At 77.0% G+C, this 25,042-nt stretch carries 2 protein-coding genes; both read left to right on the forward strand.

The window, feature by feature from the left end; all coding sequences use genetic code 11:
* Positions 1–10,632 carry an SDR family NAD(P)-dependent oxidoreductase gene (locus V6D49_RS23245; RefSeq protein WP_340562561.1) on the forward strand — a complete coding sequence of 3,544 codons (10,632 nt, stop codon included), beginning with the start codon at positions 1–3 and terminating at the stop codon, positions 10,630–10,632.
* Positions 10,629–25,037, forward strand: coding sequence for an SDR family NAD(P)-dependent oxidoreductase (locus tag V6D49_RS23250; RefSeq protein ID WP_340562563.1), 14,409 nt, complete (start codon positions 10,629–10,631; stop codon positions 25,035–25,037). Before V6D49_RS23245 ends, V6D49_RS23250 begins: the two co-directional genes overlap by 4 nt.
* Positions 25,038–25,042 lie beyond the last annotated feature (5 nt).

The raw sequence follows: 25,042 nt of genomic DNA on the forward strand, positions 1-25,042 counted from the left end.
ATGGCGGAGAACCCACGCGCGGAGCACCCGCTCGCCCCCCTCGCCGGACGGCGCACCGCGACCACCGTGCACGCCGAGGACGAGGCGGTCCGCGACCACCTGGTGCACACCGTCCCCGTCCTCCCGGGGGTGTTCCTCCTCGATCTCGTGCTGCGCCTGGTCGGCCGCGCCGGGATCGACCCGGCCACCGTGGAGCTGCGGCGGATCGTCTTCCGCGCGCCCGTCCTCGGCACCCCGGACGGCCGCCGGGTCGAGGTCGTCGTCGCCGAGGACGCACCGGGGCCCGGACTGCCCGTCACCGTCCGCAGCCGACCGGGGGACCGGGACCCGTCCCGTGCCGACTGGGAGGTCAACTGCACGGCGGAACTCCACCCGCTCCCCGCCCCGGCGGCCGCCCGGCCCCGCGTCGACGTGGCGGGCCTCACCGACACCACCCGGGACACCGTCGACGTCGCGGACCTGTACGGCTTCGTCCGCGAGCGGCTCGACATCGACCACCGGGGCTTCATGAAGGCCTCCGGGACGGTCCACGTCGCGGCGGGGGAGGCCCTGGCCCGGATGCGTCTGGCCGCCGAGGCCGAGCCGTACCTGGACCACTTCCACGTCCACCCGGCGGTGCTCGACTTCGCCACCCTCGTCCCGATGCTGCTGTTCCGGGAGACGGAACGGCGCAGCGCGGACCACCCGTTCATCCCCATCTACATCGACCGCTTCCACGCCACCCACGGGGTGGGCCCGGAGAACCTCGTGCAGGTGCCCGGCCCGGTCGGCGGCCGGCTGGACGCGGAACTCTTCGACGCCGACCTGCGCATCTGCTCGCCCGACGGGACCGTCGTCGCCGAGATCCTCGGCTTCCGGGCCAAGCGCGTGCGGTCGGCGGAGCTGATCACCGGCCGACTCGGCTCCCCCGATGCACCGGACGCCGCGTCCGCACCGACGGCTTCCGCACCGGCCGCCCCCGCGCCCGCCGCCGTGCCCGCGCCCCCGGCACCGCCCCCGCCCTCCTCCGACGCGCCGGACGCGCCGGACGCACCGGACGCGCCGGACGCGCTGGACGCGCTCGGCGCGCTGGTCGCCGCCCGGTTGGGACGGCCACACGGGAGCGTCGACCCCGACCTGGGCTTCTACGACCACGGACTGACGTCGGTCGACCTGCTCGGCATCGCCGGTGAGCTGGAGGAGCGCATCGGCAGCCCGCTCTACCCCACGCTGCTGTTCGAGTACCCCACCGTGCGGGCGCTGGCCGACCACCTGCGCGACCAGGGGCACGAGAGGGCCCTCACCGCCTCGGCGGAGCACGGCCCACGGGCGGAGACGGACGGACCCCCCGCGCCGGAGCCCGCCCCGACCGCGCCCCACCCGCCGACCGCCCCGGCCGCGCCACCCCGTGTGCCCGTCGCGCCGCCCGCCGCCACCCACACCTCCGGACCCGACGGCGCCGCGCACCGTCCCTCCGCCGCCCCGGCGGACGAGCCGCTGGCCATCGTCGGCCTGGCCGGGCGCTACCCGGGAGCGCGGAACCCGGACGAACTGTGGGAGGTCCTGACCGAGGGCCGCGACTGCGTCACCGAGGTCCCCGCCGAACGTTGGGACCGCCGGCGCCACCACGTTCCGAGCAGCGGTGACCCGGACGGGCCCGGCCCCTGGGGCGCGTTCTGCGAGGGCGTGGCGGAGTTCGACGCCGGCTTCTTCCACATCCCCGCCGACCGGGCCCGGCTGATGGACCCGCACGAGCGGCTGTTCCTGGAGACGGCCTGGGCCGCCCTGGAGGACGCCGGTCACACGCCGGAGGGCCTGGCCGCCCAGACCGGGGGCGGCGTCGGCGTCTTCGCGGGCCAGATGTGGAACGACTACCAACTCCTCGGCCTGGAGCACCTGCACGAGCACGCCGACGCGGGCCCGGCCGGGTCCTGGGCGTCCGACCTGGCCAACCGGGTGTCGTACGCGTTCGACTTCCAGGGCCCGAGCCTGACCGTGGACACCGCCTGCTCGGCCGCCCTCACCGCCCTGCACCTGGCCGGGGAGAGCATCCGGCGCGGCGAGTGCCGGGCCGCCCTGGTCGGCGGCGTCAACCTCTCGCTCCATCCGTACAAGTACCTGCGGCTCGCCCGGCTGGGGCTGCTCTCGCCCACCGGCCGCTGCCGTCCGTTCGCCCGGGACGCCGACGGCTACGTGCCCGGTGAGGGCGTCGGGGCCGTGGTCGTGCGTCCGCTGGCCGACGCCCTCGCCTCCGGTGACCCCGTCCACGCCGTCATCCGCGGCTCCGGAATGCGCCACAGCGGCCGGACCGGCGGCTACTCCGTCCCCAGCCCCGAAGCGCAGGCCCGGGTGGTGGCCGCCGCCCTGGCCGACGCCGGCGTCTCCCCCCGCACGATCGGCTACGTCGAGGCCCAGGCGTCGAGCACCACCCTGGGCGACCAGATCGAGATCGAGGCCCTCTCGTCCGTCTACGCCGCGCACACCGAGGACCGCGAGTACTGCGCGGTCGGCTCGGTGAAGGGCAGCATCGGCCACCTGGAGGCCGCCGCCGGGGTGGCGGGGCTGACGAAGCTGCTGCTGGCCCTGCGGCACCGCACCATTCCCCCCGGCCCGGACACCGGCGAGGTCAACCCCGCGCTGCGGCTGGACCAAACGCCCTTCTACCTGCCCCGGACCGCCCGGCACTGGCCCGAGCCCGTCGAGCCGGACACCGGCCGGCCGGCCCCCCGTCGCGCCGCGCTGAGCGCCTTCGGCGCCGGGGGCGCGAACGTGCACCTGATCGTGGAGGAGTACCGCAAGCCCGTGCGGGACCTCGGGCCGACGGCGCCCCGCCCGCTCGCCGTGCCGGTGTCGGCCCGCACCCCGGAGCGGTTGCGCGTGCTGGCCCAGCGGCTCGCCGCCCACCTGCGGGACTGCCCCGGGCTGCGCCTGGCCGACGTGGCGCACACCCTGCGGCACGGCCGTCGGCCGATGGAGCACCGCGCCGCACTCGTCACGGCGGACCTCGGTGAACTGGCCTCGGGTCTGGAGGCCCTGGCCACCGGTCAGGAGCCCGCCTGCCCGACACGCCGCGGCCGGGTGGCCCCCGGTGCGGCGGTCGCCGGGGAGCCGCCCCACGACGTCCACGCGGCCGCGGGCGAGGACGCGCTCGCCGCCGCCTGGGCGGCGGGCACCCTCGCCGCCTGGCCGTCCGACGACTCCGCCGTCCGGGTCCCGCTGCCCACCTACCCCTTCGCACGGGAACGGCACTGGCTGGACGAGCCGGCGCCACCGGCCCGCTCCGGCTCCCCCCGGCCGTCCGGGGCCCCGGCGGTGAACGCGGCGCGGACCCTGGTCCTCGCCCCCCGCTGGCACGCCCGCGCGCTGCCGCCGGACGCCCACCGGCCCGACGCGTTCGCCCGCGCCCTGCTGGTCGTCCTCGACACCGACGACGGCCGGGTGGAGGCCCTGCGCGCCCACGTCCGCCGCGTCGTGCAGGTCCGCCCCGCGATGGCCTACGCCCGCACCTCCGCCGACGGCTTCGAGATCGATCCGGGGGAGGAGGAGCACTACCGCGCCCTCGCGGCGGCCCTGCGCGAGGAGGGGGAGGAGCCCGACGCGCTGCTGCACCTGTGGGGGCTGCGCGCGGAGGCGTCCCCGCCGCCGGGCGACGCCGGAGCCGTGCTCTCGATGCTGCTGCTGTGCCGCACCTGGCTCCTGGGACGCACCGACACGCTGCCCGTCCTGCACGCCCACACGGCCGACGGCGAGTCGCCCGCGCAGGCGGCGGTGGGGGGCCTCGCCCGCAGCGTGCGGCTCGAACAGCCCCGGCTGGCGGTCACCACGGTGCGCTTCGACGCCGGACCGCGGGACGTGTCGACGCTCCTCTCGGAGGCCGTGGCCGCGCGGACGGCCCCGGACGCCCCCGTCGAGGTCCGGCACACCCGGACCGGCCGGACCGTCCTGGCCTTCGAGCCGCTGGACCCGGCTCCGGCCCTCCCGGCGGAACCGCCCGCCGGCCCCCGCCCGCAGGTACCGCTCGCCCGGGACGGCGGCACGTATCTCATCACCGGGGGAGCCGGGGGCCTCGGCCGGCACACCGCACGGCTGCTCGCCGAATCGGCCCGGGTCTCCCTCGCGTTGCTGGGGCGCTCCGCCCCCGACGCCGCCACGGAGGCCGCCGTGGCCGAGCTCGAGGCCCTCGGCGCCCGGGCCCTGTACGTCAGGGCGGATCTCGCCGACGGCGCGGCCCTCCGGCGGGCCCTGACCGAGGTGACCACACGTCTGGGCCCGCTCACCGGGGTCATCCACAGTGCCGGGATCGTGGACGACGCCCTCCTGGTCAACAAGGACCGCGCGGCGGCCGCCCGCGTCCTGGCCCCCAAGGTGCGGGGCACGGCCAACCTGGACGCGGCCACGGCCGACGCCGACCTGGACTACTTCCTGATGTTCTCCTCCGTCGCCTCGGTCCTGGGGAACCCCGGCGCCACCGACTACAGCGCGGCCAACCGCCACCTGGACGCCTTCGCCGTGTGGCGGGAGGAACGGCGCCGGGCGGGCGAACGCCGTGGGCGCACCACCGCCGTCAACTGGCCGCTGTGGCGCGACGGCGGCATGTCCGTCGACGCGGCCGTCCGGGACCGGGTCCTCGCCCGCACCGGATCGAGCCCGCTGGAGACCGCGGACGCCCTGGCCCTGCTCCGCACCGTGCTCGGCCGCGACGAGCCCCAGGTCGTGGTGGTCCACGGCGACCGCGCCCGGCTGCTCGGCCACTTCGACGTCATCGGCGCGACCGAAGCGACCGGGGACGCGCGAGCCGCCGACCCGGCCGCGACCGAAGTCGGACGGACGGAGGTCCTGAGCCGCACGGAGGAGTACCTGACCGCCGCCGTCGCCCGTCTGCTCGACCACCGTGACCCGGGAGCCGCGCGGAGCACGCACCGGGCCAGCGGGTTCCTGGAGCTCGGGCTGACGTCGGTGGACGTCGTGGAACTCGTGCGTGGCCTGTCGCGGGAGCTGGGACGGGACCTGCCGCCCACGGCGCTCTTCCGGTACCCCGACATCGGGGCCCTCGCCGCACACCTGGTGGACGCGTACGGGCAGGAGGTGCGGACGTGGCTGTCCGCCGGGCCCACGCCCGAGCCGGAGCCCACCGCCTCCGCCGAGGCCGCCCCAGCCCCCGCCTCCGTCCCCGCTCCCACCTCCGCCGGACCGGGCGCCGAGGCCCCGCGCCGCGCCGCCCGAGCGGTGCCGACGTCCTCCGGCGGCTCCGGAGCCGAACAGCCCGTGGCGATCATCGGCATGGCGGGACGCTTCCCCGGCTCCCGGGACGTGGACGGGTTCTGGGCCGACCTCCTCGCCGGCCGCGACCTGGTGAGCGAGGTCCCGGCCGACCGGTGGGACCACCGGCTCCACCACGACCCCACGGGCACCCGCCCGCACGGCACCGACTGCGGCCACGGCGCGTTCCTGGACGACGTGGCCCGCTTCGACGCCGAGTTCTTCGGGGTGCCCCGCGCCGAGGCCGAGGGCATGGACCCGCAGACACGGCTGCTGCTGGAGGTCCTGTACGAGACCGCCGAGGACGCCGGGGTCGCCGCCCGGCTCCGGGGCTCGTCCACCGGATGCTTCGTCGGCCGCTGCTTCAACGACTACGATCTGGAGATGCTCGTCCGGGGCCGCCCGCCGGGCGCCCACGACGTCACCGGCACCTCGGTGGCGATGTCGGCCAACCGGGCCTCCTACGTCTTCGACCTCTCCGGACCCAGCAGCGTCGTGGACACCGCCTGCTCCTCCTCGCTGTACGCCCTCCACCTCGCCGTGAGCGCCGTGCGTCGCGGGGAGTGCGCCATGGCGTTCGCCGCCGGCACCAACCTGATCCTCAGTCCGCAGCACTACCTGCGCAGTTCGGCGCTGGGCGCGCTCTCGCCCTCGGGGCGCTGCCACGCCTTCGACGCGCGGGCGGACGGCTACGTGCCGGGGGAGGCCGTCACCGCGGTGCTCGTGAAGCCGCTGGAGCAGGCACTGGCCGACGGGGACCCGGTGTACGGAGTCGTCCGGGCGGTGGCCGTCAACCACGGAGGCCGGGCCGGGTCGATCACGGCCCCCAACCCGGCCCGCCAGACCGACCTCCTCCTGCGCGCCTGGTCCGAGGCGGGCATCGACCCCGCCACCCTCACCTACCTGGAAGCACACGGCACGGGGACGGCGCTGGGCGACCCGGTGGAGGTCGACGGCGCGGTCGCCGCCCTGCGCCGGCACACCGCGCGGACCGGCTTCTGCGCCCTGGGCTCGGCCAAGGGCCATCTGGGGCACACCGAGGGGGCCGCCGGGCTGGTCGGCGTGGTCAAGACCCTGCTGTCCATGCGGCACGGCACGATCCCGGCGATGCCGTCCTTCGCCACCCCGAACCCGCTGTGCGCCCTGGACGGCGGCCCGCTCTACATCAACACCGAGCCGGTGCCGTGGGACCGCGTCGGGGACGAGCCGCGTCGGGCCGGCGTCAGCTCGTTCGGGTTCGGCGGTGCCTACGCGCACGCCGTGCTGGAGGAGCCGCCTCCGCGCGACGTGCCCGCGGTCGTCCCGGGCCCGCTGGTCTTCCCCTTCTCCGCCCACAACGAGGACGCGCTGCGCGCACGCCTCGCCGACCACCTGGAGTTCCTGCGGGAACGCCCCCGACTGCGGCTCGACCAGGTCGCCGCCACCCTGCGGACGGGCCGCGAGGCGCTGCCCTTCCGCGCCGCCGTCGTCGCCGAGACGCGGGCGCGGCTCCTGGCCGGGCTGGAGCACTGCCTCGCCGCCCCGCGGATCGGCGGCCGGGCGGTGGATCTCGGCGACCCGGCGGCGGCCGAGGCGCGGACCGCCGCCGAGGACTGGGTGCGCGGCGGGTCGGCGGACCTTCCGGCCCCCGGCCCGCAGCCGCCCCGTGTGCCCCTGCCGGTCTACCCCTTCGCCGGTCGCACCTACTGGTTCGCCCCGGCCCCGGACGCCCCGCCCCCGGCCACCCCGGCCTCGGCCACCACACCCCCGGAGCAGGACGCCCCCGTCCCGGGCGACGCCCTCCCGGCGCACCGCGCCGAGCCGGCGGACGACACCGCGTCGGCCGTCCGCGCCGTCGAACGCCTCGTCGCCCGGAGCCCGTTCTCCGGGCGCCGCGCGGCTGCCGGCATGGACCGCGTCGACGACCTGCTGCGGCGCTGGTGCCGGCAGCTGCTCGGCGGCGGCCGGGACACCCCGCCCACCGCCGAGGAGCTCCGGAGCCGTCTCGCCGACGAGGAGCGGTACGGGAGGCTGGCCGACGCCCTCGCCGCCCTGATCGCCCGGGCACCCGCCGAGCCCGGCGCCCGCACCGGGGGTCCGGCGGCGCAGGCGCGCCTGGTCGAGGAGGCCGACGCCCTGGCCGCCGACCATCCCGAACTGGCGCCCTGGATCGACCTGATCAAGGTGTGCCTGCCCCGGCTGCCCGAGTTCCTCGCTGGTGAGGCGGACGCGCTGGAGGTCTTCTTCGCCCCGGACCACCCCGACCTGCTGCTCCGCATCTACGACGGCAACGCCGTCGCGGACCACCACAACGAGATCGTCGCCCGGCTGGTCGCCGAGCAGGTGCGGTCCCTGCGCGAGCGCAGGCCCGAGGAGCCGGTGCGCCTGCTGGAGATCGGCGGCGGGACCGGGGGCACCACCCGGCGGCTGCTGGAGGCCCTGGCCGACCACGGGGACGGCGTGCACTACGTGTTCTCCGACGTCTCGCCCGCCTTCCTGCCCGCCGCCCGCAAGCGCTTCGCCGACACCCCCGTCTCCTTCGAGTGCCGCGTGCTCGACCTGGACCGCGACCCCGAGGAGCAGGGCTTCGAGGCGTCGGGCGTGGACGTGGTGATCGCCGCCAACTCCGTGCACGCCACCCGCAGCATGGCGGGCAGCCTGGGACGCGTCCGCCGCCTCCTCGCTCCGGGCGGCATCGTGGTCCTGGAGGAACTCGTCCGCAACCGCGACTGCATGACCGCGATGATCGGACCGCTGCCCGGCTACTGGTCCAGCGTGGACCCCGGCGTCCGGCTGCCCGACTCCCCGTTCCTCGACGTGGCCGGCTGGCGTCGGGCCCTGCGGGAACAGGGCTTCGAGCGCACCTGGGCGCTGGGCGCGCCCGACCTGGCCGAGGACGAGTTCGACAACGCCGTCCTCGTCAGCCGGGTCCCCGCCGCGCCGGCCGCCCGTCCGGAGCCGGTCCTCGCGGCCCCCGTGCCCGAGGTGGCCCCTGACCCCGTGCCCGAGGTGGTCCCGGCCCCCGCGCCCGCCCCGGCCGCCCCCGCCGAGCCGGTGACGGCCGGCCCCGAGGAGGTCACCGAGCGGCTGCGGACCGTCTTCGCACGGTTCTTCGGCCTCGCCGAGGAGGCCGTGACCCCCGACGCCCCCTTCGACAGCTACGGCATGGACTCCCTCAGCGCCATCCAGCTCATCCGGAGCCTGGAGCCGGAGTTCGGGAAGCTGCCGAAGGTGCTGCTGTTCGAACACCCCACCCTCGCCTCGCTGGCCCGCTACCTCGTGGAGCACGCTCCCGCGCCCAGCCGCACCGGGCCGCCCGAGGAGCGCCCCGCCGCCACGGCCGAGCCGTCCGGTCCCACCGCCGAGCCGTCCGGTCCCACCGCCGAGCCGTCCGACCTGAGCGGTCGGGAGGTGTCCGTTCCGGCCCCGACGTCGGCCGCACCGGACGGCACCCGGGCCCCCGCCCGGCCGCAGCCGGCCCCGGCCCGCGCGGGCGGCGGGGCCGAGGACGACCCCGTGGCCATCGTCGGACTGGCGGGCCGCTTCGCCCGCTCGCCCGACGTCCGGACCTGGTGGCGGCACCTGCGGGACGGCGTTCACCTGGTGGAGGAGATCCCGGCCGAACGTTTCGACTGGCGTGAGGTGTTCGGTGACCCGCACCGTTCGCCCGGCACGGTCAACAGCCGCTGGGGCTCCTTCATCGAGGGCGTCGACCGCTTCGACGCGGACTTCTTCGGCATGACGCCGATGGAGGCCGAACTCATGGACCCGCAGCAGCGCATGATGCTGGAGACGGCCTGGAAGGCGGTGGAGGACGCCGGTCATCGCCCCGCCGACCTGCGCGGCACCCGCACCGGCGTCTTCATCGGGGCCACCTCCCACGACTACGACTGGGCCCTCCACCGGGCCGGCCGCCACCGCGAGGGGCACGTCGTCAGCGGCAACGGGCACTGTCTCATCGCCAACCGGGTCTCCTACCAGCTCGACCTGCGCGGGCCGAGCGAAGCGGTCGACACCGCCTGCTCCAGCTCGCTGACGGCGCTGCACCGCGCGGTCCGTGCGGTGCGGGGCGGCGAGTGCGACGCGGCCCTGGTCGGCGGCGTGCACCTGTTCCTCACGGCCGACCTCTTCGTCGCCCTGGGCCAGTTGGGCATCATGTCGCCCGACGGCCGGTGCGCCGCGTTCGATCGGCGGGCCAACGGCATGGTGCGCGGCGAGGCCTCGGTCGCGGTGCTGGTCAAGCCGCTCTCCCGGGCGCTCGCCGACGGCGACACGGTGTACGCCCTGGTACGCGGCAGCGGCGTGTCGCACGGCGGGGGCGGTCACATGGACTCGCTCATGATGCCCAACCCCGCGGCCCAGGCGGAGCTGATCTCCTCCGTCCACCGGGACGCCGGGGTCGACCCCCGCACCATCAGCTACATCGAGGCCCACGGCACCGGGACGGAGGTGGGGGACCCGATCGAGGTCCGGGGCCTGCGCCGGGCCTTCACCGGGTCGGACGGCGCCGCCGGTCCCGGCGACCACACGCCGTGGTGCGGCCTGGGCACCGTCAAGTCCAACGTGGGGCACACCGAGGCCGCCGCCGGGCTGACGGGCGTGGTCAAGACCGTGCTGGCGCTGCGGCACCGGCAGCTCCCGCCCACGCTGCACTACACCGAACCGAACCCCCTGCTCGACCTCGACGACAGCCCGTTCTTCGTCGTCGACCGCCTCACTCCGTGGACCACCGAGGACGGCGTCCCGCGCCGCGCGGGCGTGAGCGCCTTCGGACTCGGCGGCACCAACGCCCACGTGCTGCTGGAGGAGTTCGTCGACCCCCGGACGGCCGGGGACCGGGCGCCGGACGGCCCCTGGATCGTGCCGCTGTCGGCCCGGACGGCCGAAGGGCTCCGGGACCAGGCCCGGCAGCTCCACGCCTTCCTGGCGGAGCGGCGCACCGGTCCTGCGGCGGAGGAGCGGCCGTCCCTACGGGACCTGGCGCACACCCTGTGGGTGGGCCGCGACGCGATGCCGCACCGCCTGGCGGTCCTGGCCGCGACGGAGGAGGAGCTGGCGGCCTCCCTGCACCGGTACACGGCGGGCACCCCCGATCCGGACGTGCTCGGCGCACCCCCGGCCGCCGCGTCCGACCCGGCCCCCGACCCGGAGCGGGCCGCCCTCCGCGAGGCCGCCCGGCGCTGGGTCGACGGGGGAGCACCGTGGAGCCCCGCCGGGGGGTGGCGGGCCGCGCGCCGCGTGCCCCTGCCGACCTACCCCTTCGCCGCGACGCGGTACTGGGCGCACCCCCTGGACGGCACCCCCGCACCCGGGGACCGCGACGGGGAGGAGCGGCTGACCGACCTGCTCGGCGCACTGGAGAGCGGACGGATCTCGGTCGTGGAAGCCGAACGGTTGATGGAAGGTGTGCTGTGAACCCGCAGGAGTCCAGGCGGAACATCCTCGAACGGCTGCGGCGCGGAGAGCTGTCCGTCGCCGAGGCGAAGGCGTTGCTCCGGACCGGGCCCCGGGACGCCGAGCCGTCCCCGCCCGGCGACGGGACGCTGGCCTGGTTCCGGCCCGGCTGGCAGCGCGGGGCGGCGGCGCCGGACGGCTCCGTCGACACCGCCCGCACGCTCCTCGTCCTCGACGGCGCCGCCGCCCGGCACCGGGAGCAGCACGGCTGGCCGACGACGGCGGCGGCCACCGTCGTGCTCGCCGACGCGGACGCCGACGCGGACGCCGACGCGGGCGGCGACGTGGACGGCGAACCGCGCCGCACCGGCCCGGGCCACCACCGGATCGGCACCGGCCGGGACGAGGACTGGGCCCGGCTGTGGCAGGAGCTCTCCGGGACGGACCCGGCGCCGAGCAGCGTGGTGCTGGTCACCGGAGCCGACCCCGAGCACTGCCTGGACGCCGTGTACCCCCTGACCCGGGCCCTCATCCGCCGACCGGGCACCGAGCGGATCACGCTGGCCTGCGTCGCCGTCGGCCCCGCACGTGAGCAGGCCGCCGACGCGCTGGGCGGGTTCTGCTCCGTCGCTGCGCAGGAGGACGGACGGCTGCGCCCGGTCGCCCTCGCCGTCGCCGACGGCCACGACCCGCTCCGTGCGGCCCTCGCCGAACTCGGAGCGTCGGACCGGCCCCTGGCGGAGGCCCGGATCGACGGCGACGGCCGCTGGGTGCGCACGATGGTCCCTGAGACGCTGCCCCTCCCCGCGCACCTCGACCTTCCCGAGCGGGGCGTCCTCCTGCTCTCCGGCGGTGCGGGCGGCATCGGGTTGGGCCTGGCCACCCAGCTGGCCCGGCACACCTCCGCCCGCCTGGTCCTGCTGGGACGCGGTGAGCTCGACGCCGAACGCCGGGCCGCCCTGGACGGGATCGAGCGCGCCGGCGGCCGGGTCCGGCACCTGCGCGGCGACGTCACCCGCCTCGCCGACGTCCGGGCCGCCGTGGAACTGGCCCGCGCGGAGTTCGGCCCGGTGACGGGCGTCCTGCACCTCGCCGGCGTCAACGAGGACGCGTACGTCGTCAACAAGGCCCCCGGCACGCACGCCCGGGTGCTGGCCCCGAAGCTGCTGGGCGCCCGCAACCTGGACGAGGCGACCCGCGACGAACCCCTCGACCACTTCGTGCTGTTCTCCTCCATGGTCGGCTACGTCGGCCACCCCGGGCAGGGCGACTACGCGGCGGCCGGACGGGCGCTCGGCGGCTTCGCCGCCCACCGCGCCGCGCAGGTCGCCCGGGGGCAGCGGGCCGGAACGACGGTCTCCATCGGCTGGCCCCTGTGGTCCGGCGGCGGCATGCGGTTGAGCGCGGCGGACCGGCGGGCGGTGCGCGAGCACCAGGGCATGGTGGAGATGCCACCGGAGGTCGGGCTGCGGGCGATGGCCGCCGCCCTGCGGTCCGGGGCGCCCGAACTGGTCGTCGTCCACGGTGACGCGGAGCGTGCGGGCGCCTTCGTGCGGCGGCGCCTCGACGGCGCTCGCGCCGAGCGGGCCGCCGAGGACCGCCGCCCCGACGGTAAGGCCCCCGCGCCGTCGGAGGTGGCCGAGGCGACCCGTCGCCACCTGCTCGGCCTGGTCTCCGAGCTGACCCGGATCCCGCCCGGCCGCCTGCGGGGCGACGAGGAGTTCTCCGCCCTCGGCATCGACTCGGTGATGGTCAAGCGGCTGTCCGTCGCCCTGGAGGACCGGTTCGGCGGCCTGCCCGTCACCCTGCTGTTCGACCACCGCACGGTCGACGACCTCGCCCGGTACCTGGTGGAGCACCACGCCGACGCGGCGCGCGCCCTCACCGGCCGGTCGGCCGACGCCGCGCCGCCCGAGGCCCAGGCCGCCGAACGGCCCGCGAGCCCCGACCCGGACGCCGGGCCCGGGGCGGCGCCCCGACCCGAGGCGGCGCCCACGCCCGCCCCGCCGGTTCCGGCGGCGACGCCACAGTCGACCCCGGCGACCCCGGCGCCCCCGGTCCCCGACGACGCCGTCGCGATCGTCGGACTCGCCGGGCGCTACCCCGGGGCCGCCGACCCGGACGCCTTGTGGGACCTCCTCCTGCACGGCCGGGACGCCATCCGGGAGATACCGCCCGACCGCTGGGACAAGGACCGCTGGGCCGACGCCGGGGACCGGCGTCCGGGCTCCAGCTACGCCCGCTGGGGCGGCTTCCTCGACGACGTCTCCCACTTCGACTCGCTCTTCTTCTCCGTGGCCCCGCGCGAGGCCCGCCGGATGGACCCGGCCGAGCGCCTGTTCCTGGAGGTGGCCTGGTCCGCGATCGAGAACGCCGGATACTCCCTGGCGCGCCTCCACCGCCTCTCCCGGGACGGTGACGAGAACGCGGTGGGCGTGTTCGTCGGCACCACCGGCATGGCCTACGACCTGGTCGCCGCCGAGGAGTGGGGCAAGGGCAACCCCGTCTCCGCCTACTCGATGGAGTTCTCGCTCGCCAATCGCCTCTCCTACCTCCTCGACGTGCACGGCCCGAGCCTGGTGGTGGACACGGCCTGCTCGGCGTCGCTGACCGCGCTCCACCTGGCCTGCGAGAGCCTGCGCCACGGCGAGTGCCGGATGGCCGTCGCCGGAGGCGCCTACCTCAACCTCCACCCGATGAAGTTCGCCATGCTCTCGGAGCAGCGGATGATGGCACCGGACGGCGTCTGCCGCCCGTTCGGCGAGGGCGCGTCCGGCTTCGTGCCCGGCGAGGGCGTCGGCGCCGTCGTCCTCAAGCCGCTGCGCGCCGCCCTGGCCGACGGGGACCACGTGCACGCGGTCATCCGGTCCACCGCCGTCCGGCACGGCGGACGCACGCACGGCTACACCGTCCCCTCACCCCGGGGCCACGCGTCCGTGATCGGGGCCGCGCTGCGCCGGGCCGGTGTCGACCCGCGCACCATCGGCTACGTCGAGGCCCACGGCACCGGGACCGAACTCGGCGACCCCATCGAGATCGAGGGACTGACCCGGGCCTTCGCCGCCCACACCGCCGACCGGCGGTTCTGCGCCCTGGGGTCGGTGAAGGCCAACATCGGCCACGCCGAGGCCGCCGCCGGGATCGCCGGCCTGACCAAGATCCTCCTCCAGCTGCGGCACCGCACCCTCGCCCCGACGCTGCACAGCGATCCGCCCAACGCCCGGATCGACCTCTCCGCCACCCCGTTCCGGCTCCAGCGGGCCGCCGCGCCCTGGGAGCCGGGCCCCGGCGGCCAGCCCCGGCGCGCCGCGCTGAGCTCCTTCGGCGCCGGCGGCGCCAACGCCCACGCGGTGCTGGAGGAGTACGTACCGGCCGCTCCCGCGTCCCAGCGCGAGGACGACCGCCCGCGGCTGGTCGTCCTGTCGGCCCGTACCCCGGATCGGCTGACGGCGATGGCCGGACGGCTCGCCCACCACCTGTCGGGCCCGAACGCGGACGGCACCCTGGCCGACATCGCCCACACCCTTCTCGTGGGGCGCGAGGCGCTGGAACACCGGCTGGCACTCGTCGTCGCCTCCGTCGGCGAACTGCGCGAGAAGCTGGACCGGTTCGTCGCCGAGGGCGAGGCGGACTTCACCGGCCGCGCCGACCCCGCGAGCCCGGGCGGTGAACGGCCCGCCACGACGGCGGACGCCTGCGCCGCCCGCCGCTGGGAGGAGGTCGCCGCACTGTGGGTGCGGGGCGCCGCGATCGACGAACGGGCGCTCACCGAGGCGGCGGACCCCGCCCGGCCGCGGATCGTCCCCCTGCCGGGCTACCCCTTCGCCGGCCCCTCCCACTGGCCCGCCGTCCTCCCGGCGGAGCCCGGCGCCGCACCGGGACCGAGCGCCGCACCCGGCACCGCCCCGCCCCTGACGGAGACGTCCCGCACCCCGGACGGCGCCGAGTTCACCGTCGACCTGGCGCCCGGGGACCCGGTCGTCGCCGACCACCGGGTCGACGGGCGTCCCGTCCTCGCCGGGGTCGCCCACCTGGAGCTGGCCCGCGCCGCCGCCCACCGGCTGACCGGACGGCCGATCACCGCCCTGTCCTCCGTCCGGCTGCGCGCCCCGCTGGTCGTGGACGGCACGCCCCCCACCGTCCGGGCCGTGCGGGAGGGGGACGCCGTCCTCGTCGAGATCCGCGCCGAAGGCGGTGACCGGCCCGTCGTCCACGCGACGGTCACCGCCCATCCGTCCGCGCCCGGGACGCGGGAGGAGGCGACCGCGACCGCCCCGGCCGCCGAACACCTCGACCTCGCCGCGATCCGCGCCCGCTGCCCCCGCCGGTCCCCGGGCACCACCCTCTACGGCCGGGCCGAGGACGACGGCCTGCGCTTCGGCCCCTCCTACCGCCTCGTCGAACACCTCCACCACGGGGAGCGGGAGGCGCTCGCCGAGCTGGCCTCCCCACCGGAGGCCGCCCGCACCGGCTGGTGGCTCGAACCGGGCGTGACCGACGCCGCCCTGCACACCCTCCACGGCGCTCTGTCCGAGGTCGAGGAGCCGCCCACCCGCCCCGCCTCGATCGAGCGGATCGACCTGTGGGAGCGGCCGCACACCGCGCGCTTCGCCCATGCCCGCCTGGTCTCGGCCGACCCCGACCGGTCCACCGTGCGCTGCGACGTCACCCTGTGCGATGCCGGGGGCCGCGCCCTGGTGCGCTTCACCGGACTCACCGTGGTGCGCCCCGCACGGGCGGCGGAGCCCGTCCCCTACTACCGGCCCGTCTGGCGCGTGGACCCGCCCGCCCCGCCGGGCGACCTGAGCCACCGGGGGCCCGTCCTCGTCCTCTCCGGCGGGCACGACCACGGACTCGGCGCCGCGCTGACGGCCCACCACGGCGACCGGGCCCGGCTCCTCGACCTCACCGGCCTGCGCACGCCCGCCGACTACGCCCGCGTCCTGCCCGACGCCGGGGAACCCGCGACCGTGTACTTCCTCGGCGGGGTGGAGGACCGGCGCTACTCGCCCACCGACCTCGACCACCTGGAGGACGCCCAGCGCCGCGGCTGCCTGGCCCTGTTCCACCTGGCCCGGGCCCTGACCGAGGTGCGCCCGCGCGGCACCCGCCTCGTCGTCCTCACCAGCGACAGCCAGCAGGTCGACCCCCTGGTGCCGACCCTCAACCCGTTCGCCGCCTCGCTGCACGGCATGACCCGCACCCTCGCCCGCGAGCTGCCCTTCCTCGACACCGTCTGTCTGGACCTGGCCGGCCCGGACCTGGCGCGGGCGGCGGCGTCGGGCGACTGGGGGCACCTGCTGGCCCACGTCGCCGCCGAGCCCGCACGCCTGCCCTTCGCCGAGGTCGCCTGGCGGGAGGGCGCCCGGTTCGTCAAGCGGCTCGAACCCGCGCGTCTCCCCGAGGCCGGGCCCGAGCGGCTGCCGCTGCGCGAGAAGGGCCGCTACCTGCTGATCGGCGGGGCGGGCGGCCTCGGCCGGGTCATCGGCCGCCACCTGTCCGCCGTCCACGGCGCCCGGCTGCTGCTCGTCGGGCGCCGGGCGGAGGAGGACCTGGACCCCGCCGTCCTCGCCGACCTCCGCAGCGCCGGGGGCGAGGCCGCGTACCTGCGGGCCGACGTGACCGACCCCGACGCCCTGCGGTCGGCCGTCACCCACATGCGCGAACGCTTCGGCGGCGTCGACGGCGTCATCCACACGGCGTTCGTGCTGGCCGACCGCACCATCGCCGCCGCCGACGAGGCGACGTTCCGGGCGGCCCTCGACCCGAAGGTGCGCGGCACCGTGGCGCTCGGCGACGCGCTCAGCACCGAACCGCTGGACTTCCTGGCCCTGTTCTCGTCCGCCATCGCCCACACCGGAAACCCGGGCCAGTCCAACTACGCGGCCGGTTCCACGTTCCAGGACGCCTACGGACGCCACCTGGCCGCCCGCCTGCACTGGCCCGTCACCGTCTTCGACTGGGGGTACTGGGGCGAGGAGGGCGCCGTGGCGACCGGGGAGCACCGCGCCCGGCTCGCGCGGTGGGGCGTGGCACCCCTGTCCGCCGAGGAGGGCGTCACCGCGTTCCGGCAGGGCCTGGCCGGGGGAGACGGCCACATCGTCCCGCTCAAGGCCTCGACGGCCCTGGCCGAGGTGACGCCGGTGGCCACGGAGACCGTCCACCACGCCGAACCCCCCGCCGTGTCCCTGCTCCCGGCGCTCGACGCGGCGCTGCGCGCCGAGGTCGCCGAGCGCGGCGAACCCTACGACGGGGACTACCTCGACGCCGTGGACGACTACGCTCGCCGGGCGGTGCTGACCGCCCTCACCTCGTCCCCGGGTGGGCTCGGCAGGCCGGGGGAGCGGCTCACGACGGCGGAACTCGCCCGGCGCCACCGCGTCGTGCCGCAGCGCCATCGGCTGTTCGAGGCGCTGCTCGCGGCCCTGACCCACGGCGGCCACCTCGACGCGGACGGCGAGGCGTTCCGGGTGCCGCCCGAGACGCCGGGGGCGACCGCCCCCGGCGACCTCGCGGCGGACCGCGCCGTGCTCCTGGGCCGCTTCCCCCACGTGCGGCCGCTGCTCGAACTCCTCGACGACTGCGTGGCCGCCCTGCCCGAGGTCCTCACCGGGGCGCGAGAGGGGCTGGACGTCCTCTTCCCCGGCGGCTCGGACCGACGGGTGGCCGCCCTCTACCACGACGACCCGCGCACGCGGCACTTCAACGCCCTCAGCGCCCGCGCCGTCCGGACCGCCGTGCACGAACGGCTGCGACCCGGCCACGGAGCCGACGGCGCCCCCGTGCGCGTCCTGGAGATCGGCGCGGGGACCGGCGGGACCACCGAACCGGTGCTCGCGGCCCTGGACGCCTACGCCGACCGGCTCCACGTGGACGTCACGGACCTCTCGGGGACCCTGGTGGGCGCCACGGGCGAACGGCTGGGCACCGGGCGGCCCCACGCCGCCTTCCGCGTCCTCGACATCGCGGGCGACCTGCACGCCCAGGGCTTCGGCGGCGACCGCTACGACGTGGTCGTCGCGACGAACGTCCTGCACGCCACGGCCGACATCCGGCGCACGCTGCGCAACGTCGCCGCCCTCATGCGGCCGGGCGCGGTACTCGTCCTCAACGAGGCCACCCGGGTGCTGGACGGCATCACGCCCGTCTTCGGCCTCACGGACGGCTGGTGGCTCGCCCGGGACCACGAGCTGAGGCTGCCGCACTCCCCGCTGCTCGGACCGGGGGCCTGGTCGGCGCTGCTCGTCGACGCGGGCCTGCGCGGCGTCCGCCGGTTCGCCGTCGACGGCTGGTCGGACCACCGCGCGGGCCAGCACCTCCTGGTCGCCGAGCGGGGAGCCTGGCGGGAGCGCACCGCGCCCGTCCCTGCGACCGGGCCCGCCGGGCGCGACCGCCACGACGGGCCGACCCCCCGTCAGGACCCGACACCGGCCGGCCCGGAACCCCGGGCCGCCGCGCGGGAACGGGAGGTCGCCCAGCACCCGCTCGTGGAGCGTGCCGTGGAGCACCTCACCCGCCTCTACACGGAACTGCTCAGGCTCGACAGCGAGGAGCTGGACCCCGGCGCCCCGCTCACCTCCTACGGCAGCGACTCCCTCACCACCATGGAAGCGGTCGAACGGCTGGAGCGGGACCTCGGCCCGGTACCGAAGGGTCTGCTCGTCGACCGCCCGTCCGTCCGCTCGGTCGCCGAGGGGCTCGTGGAAGCGATGGGCCCGGCGCTGGCCCGGCGCTGGCCGGACGCGGCGGCGGAAGCCGCCGGGACGGGCGGCCCGCCGGCCGACGCCGGCGCCCCCGCCGACGCCCCGGAGCCCGCTCCCCGCCCGCAGGACCCGGCCGCCCGCCAGCAGGACCCCGCACCGGACGAGCCCGCCCCCCGACCCGCCGCCGCCCCCCGACCCGCCGCCGCCCGCCGGGCGGACGAGCCGATCGCCGTGGTCGGCGTCGCGGGCCGCTACCCCGGAGCGGCGGACCTCGCCACCCTCTGGGCCGGGCTGCGCGCAGGACGGCGCACCGTCGGCGAGGTGCCCCCGAGCAGGTGGGACCTGGCCGAGCACGCGGGCCCCGAGGGGGTGGCACCGGAGCGCGACGCGCAGCGCTGGGGCGGCTTTCTCGACGGCGTGGACCGGTTCGACCCCCTCCTCTTCCGCGTCTCGCCCCGCGAGGCGGAACGTATGGACCCGGCCGAACGCCTGCTGCTCGAAGTCACCTGGGAAGCGCTGGAGGACGCCGCCCTGCCCCCCTCCGCCCTGCGGGCGGCCACCACGCCCGGCGCCCCCGGCGTCGGGGTCTTCGCCGGTGTGATGCACCACCAGTACCAGCTCCTCGCGGCGGAGCAGTGGGGCCGGGGCCACCGTCCCGTCCCGGCCGCCTCGGCCTGGTCCGTCGCCAACCGGATCTCCCACACCTTCGGCTTCACCGGCCCCAGCATGGCGGTGGACACCGCGTGCTCGTCGGCGCTGACCGCCCTGCACCTGGCCTCGGTGAGCCTGCGTCAGCGGGAGTGCTCGGCGGCCGTGGTCGGCGGCGTCAACCTCATCCTGCACCCCAGCCACCACACGGCCCTGGCGGCCTCCGGCATGCTCTCGGAGGACGGTCACAGCCGGGCCTTCGACCCCGGGGCGAACGGCATCGTCACCGGGGAGGGCGTCGGCGCGCTCGTCCTCAAGCGCCTCTCGGACGCCCTGCGCGACGGCGACCGGGTGCACGCCTGCGTCCTCGGCTCCGCCCTCAACGCCGACGGCCCCTCCGACGGCTACGGCGTGCCCAGCACGACGGCCCAGGTCGCGGTGATCCGCCGGGCGCTGCACGCCGCGGGCGTGGAGCCGGACTCCGTCCAGTACGTCGAGGCCCAGGCGACGGGCTCACCGGTCGGCGACCCGGTGGAGCTGGCCGCGCTGCGCCGCGCCTACGGTCTGGACGGCCGACGGCGGCTCGACGTCGGCTCCGTCAAGCCCAACACCGGCCACCTGGAGGCGGCCTCGGGCCTGCTGCAGCTGACCAAGGTCCTCCTCCAGCTGCGCCACTCGACGCTCGCCCCCACGCCGGGCAGCGGCGCACCCGCCGCGCCGGACGGCTTCCGGGTCGTCCGCGAACCCGTCCCCTGGGAGCGGGCGGCGGACGGCACACCGCGTCGCGCCGCCGTCAGCTCCTTCGGGGCCGGGGGCGCGAACGCCCACGTCATCCTTGAGGAGGCACCGGACCGGACGGCGTCCCCCCGGCCGGACGACACCGGGGAGCCGATGCTCCTGCCGCTCTCCGCCCGCCGGCCCGACCGGCTGCGCGCCGCGGCCCGCAGGCTCGCCGACCACCTGCGGGGGCCCGGAGCCCGGCTCCCGCTCGCGGACGTCGTGCACACGCTCCGGGTCGGGCGCGAACCCCTGGCCGCACGCCTGGTGGTCGTGGTGCGCGGCGTGGCGGAAGCGGCCGAGGTGCTCGACGCCCACGCCTCGGGGCGCGAGGACCGCCGATGCCTGACCGGGCGGGCCCGCCCGGCCGACCAGCGCGGCGGGTTCCTGCCCGCGCCCCCGGCACGGGCCACCGAGGACACGCTGCTGGCACTCGGCCGCGCCTGGACCGAGGGCGTCGCCTCGGACGAGGCGCCCGACCGGGGCGGCAGGCCGGGAGACGTCGTCGATCTGCCGCACTACCCCTTCGCCCACGCCCGCTACTGGCTGGAACGCCCCGAAGCGACCCCGCCCGCCGAGCCCGAGCAGCCGCACACCCCCGTGCGCGAGACCGAGGAGCCCGCCGTGACCACACCCCTGCCGGCCGAGGAGGGCCCGCACGCCCCCGGACCTGGCGCCGCCCCGACGGCCCCGGACGCCCCGGACGCGAAGGCCGTGGAGTCCGTGGAGGCCGTGGTGATCAACGTCATCTGCGGGCTGCTCGGCGTCGCCCCCGCCGACATCGATCCCGGCGACCACCTGAGCGACTTCGGCTTCGACTCGATCACCATGGTGCAGCTCGCCGACCGCCTCTCCGACCGGTTCGCCACCGAGCTGAGCCCGATGCTGCTCTACGGCTTCCGTGACCTCGCCTCCCTCGTGGCGCACCTGGTCGCCGAGACCCGCGAAGCCCCGTCCCCGGAACCGCCGTCCCCGGAACCCCCGGCCCCGGCCGCCGCGCGGCCGCCAAGCCCCCGACCGGCGGCGCCCCCCGCGCCCGAGCCCCCCGGCACGCCGGCCCCGGCCCCGGCACCGACGGCCCCGCCCGCGCCCGCCGGATCCACGCCCGACCCCATCGCGGTCGTCGGAATGGCGGGCGCGTTCCCCGGATCGAGTGACGTGGACGCGTTCTGGGAGCACCTGGTCTCCGGGCACGACCTCATCACCCGGGCCCCCGCCGACCGTTTCGGGGCGACGGAGGAGGCGGAGACCGGTGAGCCCGGCCCCTGGGGCGGCTTCCTCGACGGCGTCGACCGCTTCGACGCCGGTTTCTTCCAGATCACCCCGCGCGAGGCCCGCGTCATGGACCCCCAGCAGCGGCTCTTCCTCCAGGCGGTGTGGTCGGCCATCGAGGAGGCCGGCTACGACCCCACGGACCTGGCCGGGTCCTCCTGCGGGCTGTACGTGGGCGTCGCCTCCTCCGAGTACGGCGAACTCGCCCGCGAGCGGGGCGCCGACATCGACGGTCAGCTGATGACCGGCAACGACCACAGCGTTCTCGCCAACCGCGTCTCGTTCCTGCTGGACCTGCGCGGTCCGAGCGAACCGGTCGACACCGCCTGCTCCAGCTCGCTCGTGGCCGTGCACCGCGCCGTCCAGGCCATCCGGGCCGGGGAGTGCGACCTGGCCGTCGCCGGGGGCGTCAACGTCATCGTCGGACCGACGGGCTTCGACGCCTTCACCCGCTCGGGGATGCTCGCCCCCGACGGCCGCTGCAAGACCTTCGACGACCGGGCGGACGGCTACGTGCGCGGGGAGGGCGTCGGGGCCGTCCTGCTCAAGCCGCTCAGCAGGGCCCGGGCCGACGGTGACCACATCCACGGCCTCATCACCGGGACCGCGACCAACCACGGGGGCCGGGCCGCCTCGCTGACGGCGCCGAACCCCGCCGCCCAGTCCGAGGTCATCACCCGGGCGCAGCAACGGGCGGGCGTCGCACCCGAAACGATCGGCTACGTGGAGGCCCACGGCACCGGCACCGCCCTCGGCGACCCCATCGAGGTGACCGGGCTGCGCGGCGCCTTCGGGTCGGCCGCGCCCGAGCAGTACTGCGGGCTCGGCACGGTGAAGACCAACATCGGGCACCTGGAGACGGCCGCCGGCATCGCCGGGCTGGTCAAGGTCCTCCTCCAGTTGCGGCACGGCATGCTGGCGCCCTCGCTCCACCTCCGGCAGGTGAACCCGCGCATCGAGCTGGCGGGCTCGCCCTTCCACCTCGTCACCACCGCACGGCCGTGGCCGCTCCGCACCGACGCGGCCACCGGCCGTGCCCTGCCCCGGCGGGCGGGGCTCAGCTCCTTCGGCTTCGGTGGCACCAACGCGCACCTGGTCGTCGAGGAGGCCCCGGACCGTCCCGGCGCGGAGCCCGGACCGGAGGAGCGCGGACCGGAGGAGGCCGGGCGGCCCCGGCTCTACGTGCTCAGCGCCCGCGACCCTGAGCGGCTGCGCGCGTACGCGCAGCGCCTCCACGCCTGGGTGGCCCGGCGTGCGGCGGACGGCTCGCTCGGGCGGACGTCCGCCGCCGACGTCGCCCACACCCTCCAGGTCGGACGCACCGCGCTGCCGGTGCGGCTGGCCGTCGCGGCCTCGACCCTGACCGAACTGGCGGAGGTCCTGCGCACCCACCTGGACGGCGGGGACGACCACCGGTTGCACGTCACCGACTCCGCCCCGCCCCGCCCCGGCCGTCGCCCGGACGCCCAGGACGCCCGGGACGCCAAGGACATCGCCCATGCCCTGGACCGGGCGCGCGGGGGCGACCTCGAGCGGCTCGCCGAACTGTGGGTGGCGGGCGCCGACGTCGACTGGCGGACGCTCGAGCCCGCGCGACGCGGTGCCCGGCTGTCCCTGCCGACCTACCCGTTCGCCCCCGAGAGCCACTGGCTGCCGCCGGCCCGGCCGCGCCGTGCCGCCGAGCGTCCCGCCGAAGCCGACGCGCGCCCCCGGCCCGAGCCGGCGCAGGCTCCGGCTCCCGCCCCGGCTCCGGCTCCCGCCCCGGCTCCGGCTCCCGCTTCGGCTCCCGCCCCCGTTCGCCGTCCGGCCGTCGGCCCGCCCGTCCCGCCGTCCGGGCCCCGCCCCGCCGAGGCCCCCCGGCGCGGCACCCCGGTACCGGAACCGGCCGCAGCCGGTGAACCCGCCGGGGCGGGCCCCGACGACGACCGGCTGGCCCGGCTGCGTCGGCACGTGCTCGACGCCGTCGCCGACGGCATCGGCATCCCCGCCCACGAGGTCGAGCCCGCACGGGAGTTCGCGAGCTACGGGGTGGACTCCATCGGTGCCATGCGGATCATGCAGACCATCCAGGCCCGCTACGGCGACCACATCCCGATGGCCGCCATCCTCGAACACCCCACCATCGACCGGCTGACGACCCACCTCGACGCTTCCTACGTCCTGCCCGACGCCGTGCCCCCGGCCGACGAGACACCGGGGGAGTCCCCGTCCGCCGAAGCGCCCCCGGCGGCGGAACCCGACCCGGTGGGCCTCGTCCCGTTCGCGGAGGGCGACGGCGGGACGCCCGCCTACTGCCTCTTCGGCGACACCGGGGAGCTGAGCTGGCTCCTCCACCTGCGCGACCACCTCGCCGAGGCCGGGCCCGTGTGGGGATTGGAGGCGCCGGGCTTCGCGACGGGAGCGGCTCCGGTCGAGGGCATCGACATCCTGGCCGACCGCTGCGCCGAGGCCATCGCCCGGCGGCACGCGGGAGGGGGCTGCCGGGTCGTCGGCCACGGACTGGCCGGGCTCGTCGCCGCCGAGACCGCGCGCCGGCTCCAGGACCGGGGCGTGGAGGTCGCCGAACTCCTGCTCCTTGGCACCCCCGAACCCGGCCTCGGGTTCGCCCGCGAGACCCCGGCCGCGTCCGTCGCCGAGGTCACCGACGTGTTCGCCGCCGTGTGGGGCGCCCCCGACCGGCCCGTCCGGCCGCAGGACCAGGAGCCAGGGAAGTCCGAGGAGGCCCGGGAACGGGTGGCCGACGCCGTCCGGGGGCTGGCCGCCCACGCCCCCATGGACCGCGAGCGGCTGCACCACTGGGTGTCCACGGCCGTGCGCTGGCGCGAGGCCCTGGTGCGGTCCGCCCAGGCGTACCACGCCCGTCCGGTGAGCGGGCTGGGGTCCGCCGGCGTGGTCCGCGCCGTCCGGGGCGTGCGGGTGCCGACGGGTGGCTACGACCGCTGGATCGCTCCGCCGCCGGTGGTCCACGAGCTGGACGTCGAACCGTGGCGGCTGGCCTCACCCCACGGCGCGGCGGAGACCGCCCGTTCGCGTGCCCGCCGCCCCTCGCTGGCCACCGCCCGGGAGGAACCCTCGCCCGTCGTGTCCATCAACCGGCACGGCGCCGACCGGCGGTCGATCTGGGCCCACAACCTGTACGGGGAGGTCAGCTACGCCATCTACCTCTCCCGCCACCTCGGCGCCCGCAAGCCCGTCGTCGGACTGGAGCAGCTCGGCGTGGGACCCACGGCGGCCCGTCCCCACGCCTACGCCTCCGTCAAGGAGATGGCCGGCCACTACGTGCGGGAGCTGCGTGAGCAGTTCCCCGGCGAGCCCTTCCTGCTCGGAGGGTGCTCCTTCGGCGGGGTGCTCGCCTACGAGATGGCCCGGCAGCTCCAGTGCGCCGGGGAGGAGGTCACCCACCTGATCGCCATCGACCCGATCATGCCGGGCACCGAGGCGTGGGACAGCGTGGACTGGGGGACGGTGACCGCCGTCGAGGCCGAGGCGTTCTCCCTGGTGATGCTGGGGAACGCGATGTGCCAGCGCTGGGGCGTCGCCGAGCAGATCACCCTCGACTCCCTGGCCGGGCTGGAGCTGGACGGGCAACTCGACGTGGTGGCCCGGCACATCAACGAGCGCTCCGCCGCGCGCCCCGACCCCGAGGTGATCAAGCGGCAGGTCCTCGTGCGGCACGAGGTCATGCTCCGCAACGGCGACCTCCTCCAGGAGTACCGGCCCGAGCCGCTGCAGAGTCCGGTCCCCACCACCCTCTTCCACGCCACCCAGGGCTTCCTCGCGCCGGGCAACGACAACGGCCTGCCCGCCGTGCCGCGCACCAGCGACGACCGGTCCAACGGCTTCGCCGAACACGTCGGTGACCTGCTCACCATCCACGAGATGACGGCCGACCACCACACCATCGCGCACAACGACAACCTCGGGCGGATCGCCCGTACCCTCACCCCGCTCCTGCGCCGGCAGGACTTCCCGGGCAGCCTCTTCCCGGCGACGCTCTCCCCCGCCTCCCCCAACGGCAGCAGGTGATCGCG

It is taken from the genome of Streptomyces sp. GSL17-111 (assembly GCF_037911585.1).
In the GTDB taxonomy this organism is placed as follows: domain Bacteria; phylum Actinomycetota; class Actinomycetes; order Streptomycetales; family Streptomycetaceae; genus Streptomyces.